Origin of the sequence: Pseudomonas sp. ok266 (genome assembly GCF_900110195.1) — a bacterium.
Classification (GTDB): domain Bacteria; phylum Pseudomonadota; class Gammaproteobacteria; order Pseudomonadales; family Pseudomonadaceae; genus Aquipseudomonas; species Aquipseudomonas neuropathica.
Window position 1 is genome coordinate 163,912 of record NZ_FOCU01000011.1, and the last position, 13,665, is coordinate 177,576.

Annotated in this window: 11 protein-coding genes; 4 read left to right on the forward strand and 7 right to left on the reverse strand. The window is 61.6% G+C overall.

The annotated features are described in order from the left end of the window. Positions 1–14 precede the first annotated feature (14 nt). The 7 genes from BMY54_RS21130 to BMY54_RS21160 form a co-directional block, all read right to left on the reverse strand. The gene (locus BMY54_RS21130; RefSeq protein WP_093436715.1) at positions 15–1,025 is read right to left on the reverse strand and encodes a chemotaxis response regulator protein-glutamate methylesterase; all 1,011 of its coding nucleotides are present in this window, start codon (positions 1,023–1,025) and stop codon (positions 15–17) included. Continuing rightward, the gene (locus BMY54_RS21135; RefSeq protein WP_093436718.1) at positions 1,022–3,310 is read right to left on the reverse strand and encodes a hybrid sensor histidine kinase/response regulator; all 2,289 of its coding nucleotides are present in this window, start codon (positions 3,308–3,310) and stop codon (positions 1,022–1,024) included. Before BMY54_RS21135 ends, BMY54_RS21130 begins: the two co-directional genes overlap by 4 nt. Beyond that, positions 3,307–3,990, reverse strand: a complete 684-nt coding sequence (locus tag BMY54_RS21140; protein ID WP_093436721.1) for a chemotaxis protein CheW — start codon at positions 3,988–3,990, stop codon at positions 3,307–3,309. Before BMY54_RS21140 ends, BMY54_RS21135 begins: the two co-directional genes overlap by 4 nt. After that, positions 3,987–5,258: a CheR family methyltransferase gene (locus BMY54_RS21145; RefSeq protein WP_093436724.1), complete on the reverse strand. Its 1,272-nt coding sequence runs from the start codon at positions 5,256–5,258 to the stop codon at positions 3,987–3,989. The genes BMY54_RS21140 and BMY54_RS21145 overlap by 4 nt, the downstream gene beginning before the upstream one ends. Further along, entirely contained in the window at positions 5,255–5,791 is a 537-nt protein-coding gene (locus BMY54_RS21150) for a chemotaxis protein CheW (RefSeq protein ID WP_093436727.1), read from the reverse strand. Before BMY54_RS21150 ends, BMY54_RS21145 begins: the two co-directional genes overlap by 4 nt. After that, entirely contained in the window at positions 5,791–7,413 is a 1,623-nt protein-coding gene (locus BMY54_RS21155) for a methyl-accepting chemotaxis protein (RefSeq protein WP_093436731.1), read from the reverse strand. The genes BMY54_RS21150 and BMY54_RS21155 overlap by 1 nt, the downstream gene beginning before the upstream one ends. A 292-nt stretch (positions 7,414–7,705) precedes the next feature. After that, positions 7,706–8,428 (reverse strand): tellurite resistance TerB family protein, encoded by a 723-nt coding sequence (locus BMY54_RS21160; RefSeq protein WP_093436735.1) that lies wholly within the window; start codon positions 8,426–8,428, stop codon positions 7,706–7,708. A gap of 177 nt (positions 8,429–8,605) precedes the next feature. On the opposite strand from BMY54_RS21160, the gene BMY54_RS21165 reads away from it, so the two are divergent. The 4 genes from BMY54_RS21165 (at position 8,606) to BMY54_RS21180 (ending at position 13,660) form a co-directional block, all read left to right on the forward strand. Beyond that, complete coding sequence (locus tag BMY54_RS21165) at positions 8,606–9,520, forward strand: LysR family transcriptional regulator (protein ID WP_093436738.1); 915 nt, start codon at positions 8,606–8,608, stop codon at positions 9,518–9,520. A 132-nt stretch (positions 9,521–9,652) separates the two neighbouring features. After that, the gene (locus tag BMY54_RS21170; protein WP_093436741.1) at positions 9,653–11,110 is read left to right on the forward strand and encodes a gamma-aminobutyraldehyde dehydrogenase; all 1,458 of its coding nucleotides are present in this window, start codon (positions 9,653–9,655) and stop codon (positions 11,108–11,110) included. Between the two features lie 83 nt (positions 11,111–11,193). After that, positions 11,194–12,345: a putative ABC transporter substrate-binding protein YdcS gene (gene ydcS / locus BMY54_RS21175; protein ID WP_093436744.1), complete on the forward strand. Its 1,152-nt coding sequence runs from the start codon at positions 11,194–11,196 to the stop codon at positions 12,343–12,345. Positions 12,346–12,622: 277 nt separating this feature from the next. Further along, positions 12,623–13,660, forward strand: a complete 1,038-nt coding sequence (locus BMY54_RS21180) for an ABC transporter ATP-binding protein (RefSeq protein ID WP_093436747.1) — start codon at positions 12,623–12,625, stop codon at positions 13,658–13,660. Positions 13,661–13,665: the final 5 nt, after the last annotated feature.

Below are 13,665 nucleotides of genomic sequence, written 5' to 3' on the forward strand. Positions count from 1 at the left end.
GCGGATAAACCTGTTCATTTGGGAAAAACCTCCAGCAATCGTGGCGCTATCTTTTCCAGCGCACGGATTTCAACCGCGGCATCAATCGCCGCGGCGGCTTTGGGCATGCCGTACACCGCACTGCTTTGCTGATCCTGCGCGATGGTCAAGTAACCCTGCTGGCGCATGAGCTTAAGCCCTTGCGCGCCGTCGCGTCCCATCCCGGTCAATAAAACCCCGATCGCGTCGCCATTCCAATAACTGGCGACACTTTCGAAAAACACATCGATCGAGGGGCGGTAGATCTCGTTGACCGGCTCGGCGGTGTAGGCCAGCGTGCCGTTTTTCAACAAGCGAATATGGTGGTTGGTGCCGGCCAGCAACACGGCGCCGGCCTGCGGCGGTTCGCCTTCACGGGCCAGACGCACATCGAGGCCACTGGCGCTGGCCAGCCATTCGGCCATGCCGGCAGCAAAGACCTGATCGACATGCTGCACTAGCACAATCGCCGCCGAGAAATCCTTGGGCAAGCCTTTGAGCAGCACCTCCAGCGCCGCCGGCCCGCCTGCAGATGAGCCGATCGCCACCAGTCGCTGACACGACGCAGAACTGCGCTGGGCCGTCGGCGTCGGCCGCGAGCGCGTGGGTTTCTCGCCGATCAGCCAGCCGATATTGAGGATCTTGCGCAGCAACGGCGCCGCCGCTTCCTGGGCATTGCCGGCGCCGAGCGCCGGGGTATCGACCACGTCCAGCGCGCCGTGGCCCATGGCTTCGAAGACCCGGTGCACGTTCTGCTGGCGATCGACCGTCACAATGACGATCGCGCACGGGGTTTCGGCCATGATCCGGCGCGTGGCTTCGACGCCGTCCATCACCGGCATGATCAGATCCATCAGGATCAGATCCGGAGTATTTTCAGCGCACAGTTGCACTGCCTCGGCACCATTGCGGGCGACCCAGACCACCTGATGGGCTGGCTCGAAGGCCAGCGCCCGGCGCAGGGCCTCCACCGCCATGGGCATGTCGTTGACGATGGCGATCTTCATGCCCGCGCTCCTCCAATAAGCTCGACCACTGCGTCGAGCAGGGCGTCGTCATGAAAACTGGCTTTGGCTAAATAATAGTCGGCGCCGGCATCGAGGCCACGGCGGCGGTCCTCTTCCCGATCCTTGTATGACACAACCATCACCGGCAGCGATTGCAGACGGTTGTCGCGGCGCAGCAGGGTGACCAGCTCGATGCCGTCCATGCGCGGCATGTCGATGTCGGTGATCAGCAAATCGAAGTCTTCCGAACGCAGCGCGTTCCAACCGTCCATGCCGTCCACCGCCACGGCGACATCGTAGCCGCGATTGAGCAGCAGTTTGCGTTGCAGCTCGCGCACGGTCAGCGAGTCGTCGACCACCAGCACCCGCTTGCGCGCCGCCTCGGCAGCTTGATTGCCGTGACGCGCGATGCGCTCAAGGCGCCCGGTATTGAGCAGTTTGTCCACCGAGCGCAGCATGTCTTCGACGTCGACGATCAGCACCACCGAGCCGTCATCAAGCAAGGCGCCAGCGGAGATGTCCTGCACTTTGCCCAGACGCTCATCGAGCGGCAAGACCACCAGCGTGCGTTCGCCAATAAAGCGCTCCACGGCAACCCCGTAAACCGCATCGCGCTCACGGATCACCACAACTTTAAGGGTTTCGCCACTGTTCTGGCTGGCCGGGCGGTTGAGCAACTGGCTGGCCGCAACCAGCCCGACGTGCTGGCCTTCGTGCCAGAAATGCTGACGGCCTTCGACCTGCACGATGTCCTCCGGCGCCAAATCACACATGCGTTCGATGTGCGCCAGCGGGAAGGCGTAGGCCTCTTCGCCAACTTCCACCACCAGACTGCGCACCACCGACAAGGTCAGCGGTACTTCCAGATGAAAGCGACTGCCCTCTCCCGCCGTTTGCTCCAGCACCACGGCCCCGCGCAACTGGCGAACCATGTGCTGAACGGCATCGAGGCCAACGCCCCGTCCAGACACTTCGGTGACCGTGTCGCGCAAGCTGAAACCGGGCAGGAACAGGAACGTCAGCAGTTCTTCTTCGCTCAGTTGCGCAGCGGTTTCGGCTGGAGATAACTGCCGCTCGACAATACTGCGGCGGACCTTCTCCAGGTCGACGCCATTGCCGTCATCGCTCAACTCCAGCACTAGCAGACCGGCCTGATGCGAGGCGCGCAGGCGGATCAAGCCTTCTTCCGGTTTGCCCTTGAGCAGCCGTTGTTCCGGGGTTTCGATGCCGTGATCGACCGCATTGCGCAGCAAATGCGTCAGCGGTGCTTCGAGTTTTTCCAGCACATCGCGATCGACCTGGGTTTTCTCGCCTTCGATCTCCAGCCGTACCTGCTTGCCGAGGCTGCGGCCCAGATCGCGGACCATGCGCACCTGACCGGTCAGCACGTCCGCAAAGGGCCGCATGCGGCAGGCCAACGCCGTGTCGTAGAGCACTTGTGCGCGCTGGCTGGCCTGCCAGGCGAACTCGTCGAGTTCGGCGTTTTTCTCGCTCAGCAATTGCTGGGATTCGGCGAGCAAACGGCGCGCGTCCTCCAAGGCTTCCAGCGCTTCAAGGCTCAGCGCGTGTTCCTTGAGGTGCACGTTGAGATTTTCCAGCGCACGCAAGCCGTTGTTCTGCATGCGTTTGAGGCGCTGCATGGTCGCCAGATGCGGTTTGAGGCGCTGGGTTTCCACCAGCGACTTGCTCGACAGATCGAGCAAACTGTTCAGGCGTTCAGCGGTGACCCGCAGCACCCGTTCGCCACCTTCGGTGGTGCGTTTGCTTTTGCGTGGCGCCGGTTCAGAGGGTTCGACCGGGGCTTCGATGATCGGCGCTGGCGTCAGTTCAAATACGGGCGGCGCTTGAAGTTGCAACTCGGCCATCGGCGGCGCAACGAACGCTGCCGGCGGCGTCGACGGATCGAGCAAACCCGCCATCAACGCCACATAAGTTTCAATATCGCTCGGCTGCGGCGCATTGGTCGGTGTGGCGATGCGCATCAGCAAATCGGTGCCCTGCAACAGCGCATCGATGTGTTCGGGCCGCAGCAACAAGCGCCCTTCCTGCGCGCTGACCAGGCAATCTTCCATGACATGGGCGACGCTGACGCCGCTATCGATGCCAACAATTCGCGCCGCGCCTTTGAGCGAATGCGCCGCGCGCATGCACGATTCCAGTTGATCGGCCTGGGTCGGGTTGCGCTCCAGGGCCAGCAATCCGGCGCTGAGCACTTGGGTCTGGGCTTCGGCTTCGAGGCTGAACAGCTCAAGCAGCGAGGCGTCGCGCATTTGCTCGGGGGTCATGTGAGGCTCCGGGTCACGGCGGACAGCAGCTGTTCTTCATCCAGCCAACGCAGGCTGCGACCGCGATACTGCAGAACACCACGGGTGTATTTGGCACTGGCTTGCGCGCCGGATTGCGAGGCGGCATCAAGAATGCGCTCGTCGATGGCATGAATACCGTCGACCTCATCCACCGGCACCACCACCGGCCCGCCACGGGCGGCGATGATCAGCATCCGCGGCATGATGCGCGCGCCGGTGGCTGGCGCGGCGTTGCCATCCAGATCGAGCAATTCAACCAGCGACAGGCAGGCCACCAACGCGCCGCGCACATTGGCCACACCGAGCAATGCGCGTGAGCGCTGGTGCGGCAATGAATGAATCGCCTGCAGTGGCGCGACTTCGACGAGACTGCGCGTCGCCAGCCCCAACCATTCTTCACCGAGCCGGAACATCAGTAGCGAGCGGGTTTTCACATCGCTTTCGACAGCGATCGCCACCGGGTCGCGTTCGTCCTGTTGCAACGCATAACGGTCGAGCAGGCGCGTGGCGGCGGCGGAATACACCGAACAATTGCGGCAATGAATGTGGTCTTCGAGCAGCGGACAGGACTTGTCGCCATGAATGCCGATGCGGTTCCAGCAATCGTCGATGGCCCGGGCGTCTTCGTGGGTGACGTTCAAGGTGTCGGACGGGATCATCGTTTACGCTCACTGTCGGCGGTGCGGCCGCTGCGGGCGGCACGCTCCTGCAATCGTCTGGCACCCGCTGTATCGCCCTGAGCCTGCAACAACGCGGCCAGGTGCATCAACGCTTCAGGGTGTTGCGGTTCGAGGTACAACGCCTTGCGGTAGAAGCCCTGAGCTTCGAGGGTCAGGCCGGCGACGTCGCTGAGCAGACCGAGCCAGTAAAACACCTGAGCCACCGGTTCATGGCTACGCAAATACTGTTCGCAGGCCGCCCGGGCTTCAGCGCTTTTGCCTTCGTTGGCCAGCGCGGCGATATTGGCCAGCAGGGTCGCCGCATCCGGGTTGGCACTTTTGCTGGCGGTCGGCAGTGGCGTTACGGCGGCAAACGGTCGAGTGCGCACTGGTGCTGGCTGCGTGCTGCGAGGCGGTTGGGTGACCGGCACCACAATGGGCTTGGGCGTTGGCAACGGCTCGGGGTGCGGATCGCTGTGGCGACTGAACGCGAAGGATTGCGGGATACCGATCGAACGCATGCCCAGACGCCCGAGCAAACTGCCCTCGGCCGGGCCGATAAACAGCACGCCATCGAAATGGGTCAGGCGCTTGAGCACCTCGAACACCTGCTTCTGCGTCGGCTGGTCGAAATAGATCAGCAGGTTGCGGCAGAACACGAAATCGAACGCTGGCTCGCTGGTCAGCAGCGTCGGATCGAGCACATTGCCGACCTGCAAACGCACTTGCTCACGCACATAGTCATTGACCCGATGGCCGTCCTGCTCAGGCGTGAAGTGCCGTTCGCGAAAGTCCAGATCCTGGCCGCGAAACGAATTCTTGCCGTACAGCGCACGCCGCGCCTTCTCCACCGACAGCGGGCTGACGTCCATGCCATCGACCTTGAACTGATGCGGTTTGAGCCCGGCATCGAGCAAGGCCATGGCAATCGAATAGGGTTCTTCGCCGGTGGAACATGGCAGGCTGAGAATGCGCAAAGCACGCATATTGTTCAGTTCAGCGAGGCGATTGCGCGCCAGTTTGCCCAGCGTGGCAAAAGACTCTGGATAACGGAAAAACCACGTCTCGGGGACGATCACCGCTTCGATCAGCGCCTGTTGTTCGTCTCGCGAGCCTTGCAGCAATTGCCAATACTCATCGGCATGCGCGGCTTGCGAGAGTGTCGTGCGCTGGCGCACAGCGCGCTCGATGATCGCCGGGCCAACCGAGGTCACATCGAGGCCGATGCGCTCCTTGAGAAAGTCGAAAAAGCGCTGATCACTGCTCATGACTGCGCCTCAAGCTGCGCCGGACTCAGCGGCGGATCGGGGAACAGCAAAGTACGCACGGCGTCATCGAGCAAGTCATTGACCCGTACCCATTGCACCAATCCCTGGGCATCTTCACGCACCGGGCCGAGGTAAGGCGCCGCGCGGTTGTCGAGGCCGTAAGGCTGAAACTCTTGCGGATGGCAACGCAGGGTGTCGGTGGCCTGTTCGAGAATCAGCCCGAGCCATTGCGCGGGTTGCGCTTCATCCGGCCGATAATTGACCAATACCAGACGGGTGCTGGTGCGCGCCTCGGCGGGATGACCGAAGGTCAATGCGCTGAGGTCGATCACCGGCACCACCGCACCGCGATAGGCGAACACCCCGGCGACCCACTGCGGCGCCCGGGCGATTGGCTTGAGCGGCAGGCGCGGCAGCACTTCCGCCACTTCGGTGGCGCGCAAGGCGTAGCGCTCGCTGCCGATGCGAAACAGCAGGAATAACGCCGTCTTCGCCACCTGCGCGGCGCTGCGTTTGGCGAGGATTTCGCTCATCAGACTTTGAATCGCGAAACGCCGCTGCGCAGCCCGACGGCCACCTGGCTCAGTTCGTCGATGGCGAAACTGGCCTGACGCAGCGACTCGACGGTCTGGCTGCTGGCGTCGCCCAACTGCACCAGCGCGTGATTGATCTGCTCGGCACCGGTGGCCTGGGCCTGCATGCCTTCGTTGACCATCAACACCCGCGGCGCCAGCGCCTGCACTTGATGGATGATCTGCGACAGCTGCTCGCCAACCTGCTGCACTTCGGACATGCCACGGCGCACTTCTTCGGAGAACTTGTCCATGCCCATGACACCCGCCGACACCGCCGACTGGATCTCACGGACCATTTGCTCGATGTCGTAAGTGGCGACAGCGGTCTGATCCGCCAGACGCCGCACTTCGGTGGCAACCACGGCAAAACCGCGACCGTATTCACCGGCCTTTTCGGCTTCAATCGCTGCGTTGAGCGACAACAGGTTGGTCTGGTCGGCAACCTTGACGATGGTCACCACCACCTGATTGATGTTGCCGGCCTTCTCATTGAGGATCGCCAGTTTGGCGTTGACCAGATCGGCCGCGCCCATCACCGAGTGCATGGTGTCTTCCATGCGCGCCAGGCCTTGCTGGCCGGAGCCGGCCAGCACCGAGGCCTGATCGGCGGCGGTGGACACTTCGGTCATGGTGCGTACCAGATCGCGCGAGGTAGCGGCGATCTCGCGCGAAGTCGCGCCGATCTCGGTGGTGGTCGCGGCGGTTTCGGTAGCGGTGGCTTGTTGTTGCTTGGAGGTGGCAGCGATTTCGGTCACCGAGGTGGTGACCTGCACCGACGAACGTTGCGCCTGGGATACCAGCGCAGTCAGCTCGGTCATCATGTCGTTGAAGCCGGTTTCGACGGCGCCGAACTCGTCCTTGCGGTCGAGGTTGAGACGCGAACTGAGGTCGCCGGTACGCATGGTTTCGAGAATCTGCACAATGCGGTTCATCGGCGCCATGATCGCGCGCATCAACAGCAAGCCGCAGGCACCGGCCGCCAGCACAGCCACCAGCAGCGAGACGAACATGCTGACCTTGGCCGCCGCCACCGCCTCGTCGATGTTGTTCATGGCCTGATCGGCGACTCTCTTGTTCTCGCCGATGATGTCGTTGAGCTTCATACGCCCGGAATACCAGGCTGGCGTCAGCTTTTCGTGGAACATCCTGACCGCGTCCGCTTCCAGGTTGCGCTTGTGCAGGTCCAGCACGGCATCCTGAATCTGGAGGTAGCCGTCGTGGTACTTCTCGAACGCGGCAAACTCGAGACGATCCTCGTCGGTCGCCATCGTCTTGCGATAGTTCTCCATCTGCTCCTGCAAACGCGCCTCGAAAGCCTTGTAGTCGGCCGCGTCCTCGCTGGAAATCCCCTGACCTTCCTTGAGTCCGAGCAGTTCTTGCGTCTGCATGTAACTGTCGACCCACGCGCCACGGATCATCGAGCTGTAATAGACGCCGGGAATCGCGTCATCACGCACGCTGTTTTCACTGGCCTCGATCTTCAGCAACCGCGAATAAGAGACGACAACCATCAGCAACATGATGGCGATAATCACCGCAAAGCTCGCCAAAATGCGTTGGCGCAACGTCCAGTTCTTCACAGTGATTCCTCGTGCCTAGTCGAAATGCGGGGAGTATAGCCGAGGGCGGTGTTTCATTTATAAGACGCTTTGTAACCCTCGGGCCTGTCCGCCTTGGTCGCGGGAGGGCTCTGGGCTAGGACTGTCCGACAATTGCGGGTGGGCGTGCCAGTGGGGTAATGGCAAAAAGAGGCGATAGATCTGTCATTGCCGCCGGGGTGCGGCGGAAAATGCCTTGGCGAGCAAGCTCGCTCCCACATTGGAACGCAATCCCCTGTGGGAGCGAGCTTGCTCGCGAAAGGGCCAGCCGGGTTTACACCGATGCGATGCGCACCTGCTTCTCCAACTCCACCTTCAACCCCGGCTCCAGCTTCAGTTGCCGCGCCAGTTCATCCAGATAGCTCTTCTCCATAAAGCTTTCCTCATCCACCAGCATCACACTGGCGATGTACATTTCTGCCGCCATCTCCGGCGTGCTCGCGGCCCGGGCGACGTCGGTCGGGTCCAAGGGTTTGTTGAGCTCGGCGTGCAGCCAGTGTTGCAGTTCCTGATCGTTGTCGAGTTTGGTGAATTCGCCTTCGATCAGTTGGCGTTCACGGTCATCGATATGGCCGTCAGCCTTGGCGGCCGCCACCAGTGCTTTGAGAATGGCCTGACTGTGCTGTTCGGCTTGTGCCGGTGGCAAGCGATCGAGGGTCTGCGGTTCGCTTTGTGGAGCGGTGCCTTTCTGGGCGTTGTAGTTACCGTAAGCCTTGTAGGCCAACACACCCAGCGCCGCGAGGCCGCCGTAGATCGCAACTTTGCCGCCGACCTTGCGCACTTTCTTGTTACCGAGCAGCAGGCCCATCGCACCTGCGGCCAATGCACCACCACCTGCACCTGACAGCAGACTGCCGAGGCCACCAGAGCCTGATGCGCCGCCGAGCAAACCGCCCAAGCCTCCGGCAGCCGGTTTGTTCTGCGTTCCGCCAGCCTTGTTCTGCAATAGATCCTGGCCGGACTTGAGCAGTTGATCGAGCAATCCACGGGTGTTCATGTTCCGCCTCCAAACAGGGGTTATCCGGATCTATAAGGCCCTCAGCCTAGTTCGAAAGTGCCCCTGTCCGACCTGCGAGTGTGCTTCCAGATGTTGCTCGCCCTGCAGCAGCCCTTCGTGAAAATAGATATACACTCAGGCCAATCTATAAAAACCGCCCACTGGGTAGCCCTTCTCATGATGACCCTGCGTCAGATTCGTCACTTCATCGCCGTGGCCGAGACCGGCTCGATCTCCGCCGCCGCGCAAACCGCGTTCATATCCCAATCGACCCTGACCCTGGCGATCCAGCAACTGGAAGAGGAAATCGGCGTCAGCCTGTTCAGCCGCCACGCCAAGGGCATGACGCTGACACACCAAGGTCATCAATTCCTACGCCAGGCGCACCTGATTCTGGCGACCGTGGACAACGCCAAACGCAGCCTGCAACAGAGTACCGATCAGGTTGCCGGGCAGTTGATCGTCGGCGTAACCAGTCTGGTCGCCGGTTATTACCTGGCGGATCTGCTCACCCGGTTTCAGCGCGCGTATCCCAATGTCGAAATCAGAGTGATGGAAGACGAACGGCCCTACATCGAGCATTTGCTGGTCAGTGGCGAGATCGATGTCGGCGTATTGATCCTCTCCAACCTCGAAGATCGCCACGCTTTGCAGACTGAAGTACTGACTCACTCACCGCACCGTTTGTGGCTTCCGGCCCAGCATCCACTGCTGGAGCACGACAGCATCAATCTCGCCGACGTCGCCCGCGAACCGTTGATTCAACTTAACGTCGATGAAATGGATCGCAATGCCCAGCGTTTCTGGCGCGGTTCCGGGCTGCAACCGAAAATCACTCTGAGAACCGCGTCCACCGAGGCCGTGCGAAGTCTGGTCGCCGCCGGATTGGGCGTGTCGATCCAGCCGGACATGACTTATCGCCCATGGTCGCTGGAGGGCGACATCATCGAAGCGCGTCCGATCGCCGACCTCAATCAGACCTTGGACGTCGGCCTGGCCTGGCGCCGTGGCACCGCGCGTCCCACATTGGTCGACCCATTCCTGACTGTCGCACGCGAGCAACCCCACGGCGGGCGCAAGCCATCTATTTAATCGAATGCTGCCTTCAGTATTTAGTATTTGTCGACCTCGGAGCCGCGCACTAGTCTTGCTGCATCTATAAGACGGCCGGCTCCCGGGTTTCAGGGAGCAACAATGGCCACACAAGAAAAGAGATCGCGGAAAATGGCTGGCGCGCAGACCCCGATGTGTACCGCGTTGTTGATTGATGGCGAACTGGTCGCCGGGGAAGGTTTTGTCGAGCCGATTCTCAATCCGGCCACCGGCGAAATCCTCACGCACATCGCCGAAGCCAGCACCGAGCAAGTCGAAGCCGCCATCCTCGCCGCCCACCGCGCCTTCGCCGATTGGTCGCGCACCACGCCTCAGCAACGTTCGAACCTGTTGCTCGAGATCGCCAACGCCGTGGAAAAACACGCCGACCACCTCGCCCGCCTCGAATCGCTGAACTGCGGCAAGCCGTTGCACCTGGCGCGTCAGGACGATTTGACCGCGACGGTCGATGTGTTCCGTTTCTTCGCTGGCGCCGTACGCTGCCAGACCGGGCAGCTCAGTGGCGAATACCTGCCGGGCTACACCAGCATGGTCCGTCGCGATCCGATTGGCGTGGTCGCCTCGATTGCGCCTTGGAATTACCCGATCATGATGGCCGCGTGGAAAATCGCCCCGGCCCTCGCCGCCGGCAACACGCTGGTGTTCAAACCGTCCGAACACACGCCGCTGTCGATCCTCGCTCTGGCGCCAGCGCTGGCCGAAATCCTCCCGCGCGGGGTCATCAACATCATCTGCGGTGGCGGCGAAGGCGTCGGCAGCCATTTGGTCGGCCACGCCAAGGTGCGCATGGTCTCGCTGACCGGCGATATCGTTACCGGGCAGAAAATCCTCCAGGCCGCCGCGAAAACCCTGAAACGCACGCACCTCGAACTCGGCGGCAAAGCCCCGGTGATCGTCTGCAACGACGCCGACATCCAGGCCGTGGTCGATGGCGTGCGCACTTACGGTTACTACAACGCCGGGCAGGACTGCACCGCTGCCTGCCGGATCTACGCGCAGGCCGGGATTCACGACAAATTGGTCGCCGAACTCGGCGCCGCCGTCAGCAGCCTGCGCTTCGCCGGCAAACGTGATGCCGATAATGAGATCGGCCCGCTGATCAGCACCCGTCAGCGCGACCGCGTCGCCAGTTTCGTCGAGCGCGCCCTCGGCCAGCCGCACATCGAACGCGTGACCGGTGCGGCGGTGCACTCCGGTGCCGGTTTCTACTATCAGCCGACGCTGCTCGCCGGTTGCAAACAGAGCGACGAAATCGTTCAGCGCGAAGTGTTCGGCCCGGTGGTCACCGTGACCCGTTTCGACGAACTCGCGCAGGCCGTCGACTGGGCCAACGACTCCGAATACGGCCTCGCCTCGTCGGTCTGGACGCAGAATCTCGACAAGGCCATGCAGGTTGCCGCGCGCTTGCAGTACGGCTGCACGTGGATCAACAGTCATTTCATGCTGGTCAGCGAAATGCCCCACGGCGGGCTGAAGCGCTCCGGTTACGGCAAAGACTTATCCAGTGATTCGTTGCAGGACTACAGCGTGGTGCGGCACATCATGGCCCGCCACGGCCAGCATCTCTGACTACGCTAATAACAAGCCGCCAACGGCATGCTTCACCGCGTTCACAACTGCCCCGACCATAATTTAAAGAAGAGGGTTCAACCATGTTCGTGCACAAGACCGCACTGCTCAGTGCAATCACCACGGCCCTGCTGGCCAGCGCCAGCCTGCAAGCGGCCGAGCCGTTAAAGGCTGTCGGTGCTGGCGAAGGTCAGCTGGATATCGTTGCGTGGCCGGGTTACATCGAACGTGGTGAGAGCGACAAAGCCTATGACTGGGTGACCGGTTTCGAGAAAGAAACCGGCTGCAAGGTCAATGTGAAAACCGCCGCTACCTCGGACGAAATGGTCAGCCTGATGGCCAAGGGCGGTTACGACCTGGTCACCGCATCAGGCGATGCCTCACTGCGGTTGATCGTCGGCAAACGGGTGCAACCGATCAACACCGCGCTGATCCCGAACTGGAACACCCTCGACCCACGCCTGAAAGATGCGCCGTGGTACGTGGTCAACCAGCAGACTTACGGCACCCCGTACCAGTGGGGACCGAACGTGCTGATGTACAACACCAACGTGTTCAAGACTGCGCCGACCAGTTGGAACGTGGTGTTCACCGCTCAGGATCTGCCCGACGGCAAGCCGAACAAGGGCCGCGTGCAGGCGTATGACGGCCCGATCTACATCGCAGATGCGGCGCTGTATCTGAAGTCGACCAAGCCTGAACTGGGTATCAAGGATCCGTATCAACTGACCGAAGATCAGTACAAAGCCGTGCTTGATCTGTTGCGCGCACAGCAGCCGCTGATCCACCGCTACTGGCACGACACCACGGTGCAGATGAGCGACTTCAAAAACGAAGGCGTGGTCGCCTCCAGCGCCTGGCCGTATCAGGTCAACGGCCTGATGAACGAGAAACAGCCGATTGCTTCGACCATTCCCAAAGAAGGCGCCACCGGCTGGGCCGACACCACCATGCTCCACGCCGAAGCCAAGCACCCGAACTGCGCGTACAAGTGGATGGACTGGTCGCTGAAACCGAAAGTCCAGGGCGATGTGGCGGCGTGGTTTGGTTCGTTGCCGGCCGTTCCTGCGGCGTGCAAAGAAAGTGAGTTGCTTGGCGCTGAAGGTTGCAAGACCAACGGTTTCGACCAGTTCGACAAGATCGCCTTCTGGAAAACCCCGCAGGCCGACGGTGGAAAATTTGTGCCGTATAGCCGCTGGACCCAGGACTACATCGCGATCATGGGCGGCCGCTAGCTCTCAATAACGACGCGGTCTTCTCCCTTTCCCCCTCGCCCCCTTGAGGGAGAGGGCTGGGGTGAGGGGGTAGCTTTTGACCTTGCCTTTGACTTCAGAGCAACGGCCAATAAGCCACCCTCACCCCCCGCCCTCTCCCGGAGGGAGAGGGAGCTAAAAGCAGATCGCATCTCGTCCGCCGAATGTGTGAGCCAAGCAAACCGTAAAACGATTCAGATTTTTCAGAAGTCCAGGCAGGGCCGCTGCGACGGCCCTCGCCTTTTTGGAGCACCGCACCATGACGCTTGCAGTCCAGTTCACCAACGTTTCCCGGCAGTTCGGCGAGGTCAAGGCCGTTGACCGGGTTTCCATCGATATCGAGGACGGCGAGTTCTTTTCCATGCTCGGCCCATCCGGCTCGGGCAAAACCACCTGCCTGCGGCTGATCGCCGGGTTCGAACAACCGAGCGCCGGTTCGATCCGCATTCACGGGGCCGAGGCGGCCGGTTTGCCGCCGTATCAACGTGACGTCAATACAGTGTTTCAGGATTACGCGCTGTTCCCGCACATGAACGTCCTCGACAACGTCGCCTACGGTTTGAAGGTCAAAGGCATCGGCAAAACCGAACGGCATAAACGCGCCGAAGAAGCTTTGGACATGGTCGCCCTCGGCGGTTACGGCGCACGCAAACCGGTGCAGTTGTCCGGCGGTCAGCGCCAACGTGTCGCCCTCGCCCGCGCCTTGGTCAATCGCCCGCGTGTGCTGTTGCTCGATGAGCCGCTTGGCGCCCTCGACCTGAAACTGCGCGAACAAATGCAGAGCGAACTGAAGAAGCTGCAACGCCAGCTCGGCATCACTTTCATCTTCGTCACTCACGATCAAACCGAAGCGCTGTCGATGTCCGATCGCGTCGCCGTGTTCAACAAGGGCCGCATCGAGCAGGTCGACACGCCGCGCAATCTGTACATGAAACCGACCACCACTTTCGTCGCCGAATTCGTCGGCACCTCGAATGTGATTCGTGGCGATCTGGCGCGCCAGATCAGCGGCCATCCCCAGCCGTTTTCGATCCGCCCGGAACACGTGCGGTTTGCCGAAGGCCCGTTGGCCAGCCACGAAATCGAAATCAGCGGTCTGCTGCACGACATCCAGTACCAGGGCAGCGCCACGCGCTATGAACTGAAGCTGGAAAACGGCCAGACCCTGAGCATCAGCCACGCCAACACTCAGTGGGTCGACAGCAGCGCGCAGCACCAGACCGGCCAGCGCCTGAGCGCGCGTTGGGCACGGGAAGCGATGATTCCGTTGCACGACACCGTGGCGAGCGGGGTTTGATATGA

Excerpts from the sequence above, each read along its gene's own strand:
- BMY54_RS21130 (WP_093436715.1), bottom strand. The coding sequence starts at position 1,025 with ATGAAGATCGCCATCGTCAACGACATGCCCATGGCGGTGGAGGCCCTG.
- BMY54_RS21135 (WP_093436718.1), bottom strand. The coding sequence starts at position 3,310 with ATGACCCCCGAGCAAATGCGCGACGCCTCGCTGCTTGAGCTGTTCAGC.
- BMY54_RS21140 (WP_093436721.1), bottom strand. The coding sequence starts at position 3,990 with ATGATCCCGTCCGACACCTTGAACGTCACCCACGAAGACGCCCGGGCC.
- BMY54_RS21145 (WP_093436724.1), bottom strand. The coding sequence starts at position 5,258 with ATGAGCAGTGATCAGCGCTTTTTCGACTTTCTCAAGGAGCGCATCGGC.
- BMY54_RS21150 (WP_093436727.1), bottom strand. The coding sequence starts at position 5,791 with ATGAGCGAAATCCTCGCCAAACGCAGCGCCGCGCAGGTGGCGAAGACG.
- BMY54_RS21160 (WP_093436735.1), bottom strand. The coding sequence starts at position 8,428 with ATGAACACCCGTGGATTGCTCGATCAACTGCTCAAGTCCGGCCAGGAT.
- BMY54_RS21165 (WP_093436738.1), top strand. The coding sequence starts at position 8,606 with ATGATGACCCTGCGTCAGATTCGTCACTTCATCGCCGTGGCCGAGACC.
- BMY54_RS21170 (WP_093436741.1), top strand. The coding sequence starts at position 9,653 with ATGGCTGGCGCGCAGACCCCGATGTGTACCGCGTTGTTGATTGATGGC.
- ydcS (WP_093436744.1), top strand. The coding sequence starts at position 11,194 with ATGTTCGTGCACAAGACCGCACTGCTCAGTGCAATCACCACGGCCCTG.
- BMY54_RS21180 (WP_093436747.1), top strand. The coding sequence starts at position 12,623 with ATGACGCTTGCAGTCCAGTTCACCAACGTTTCCCGGCAGTTCGGCGAG.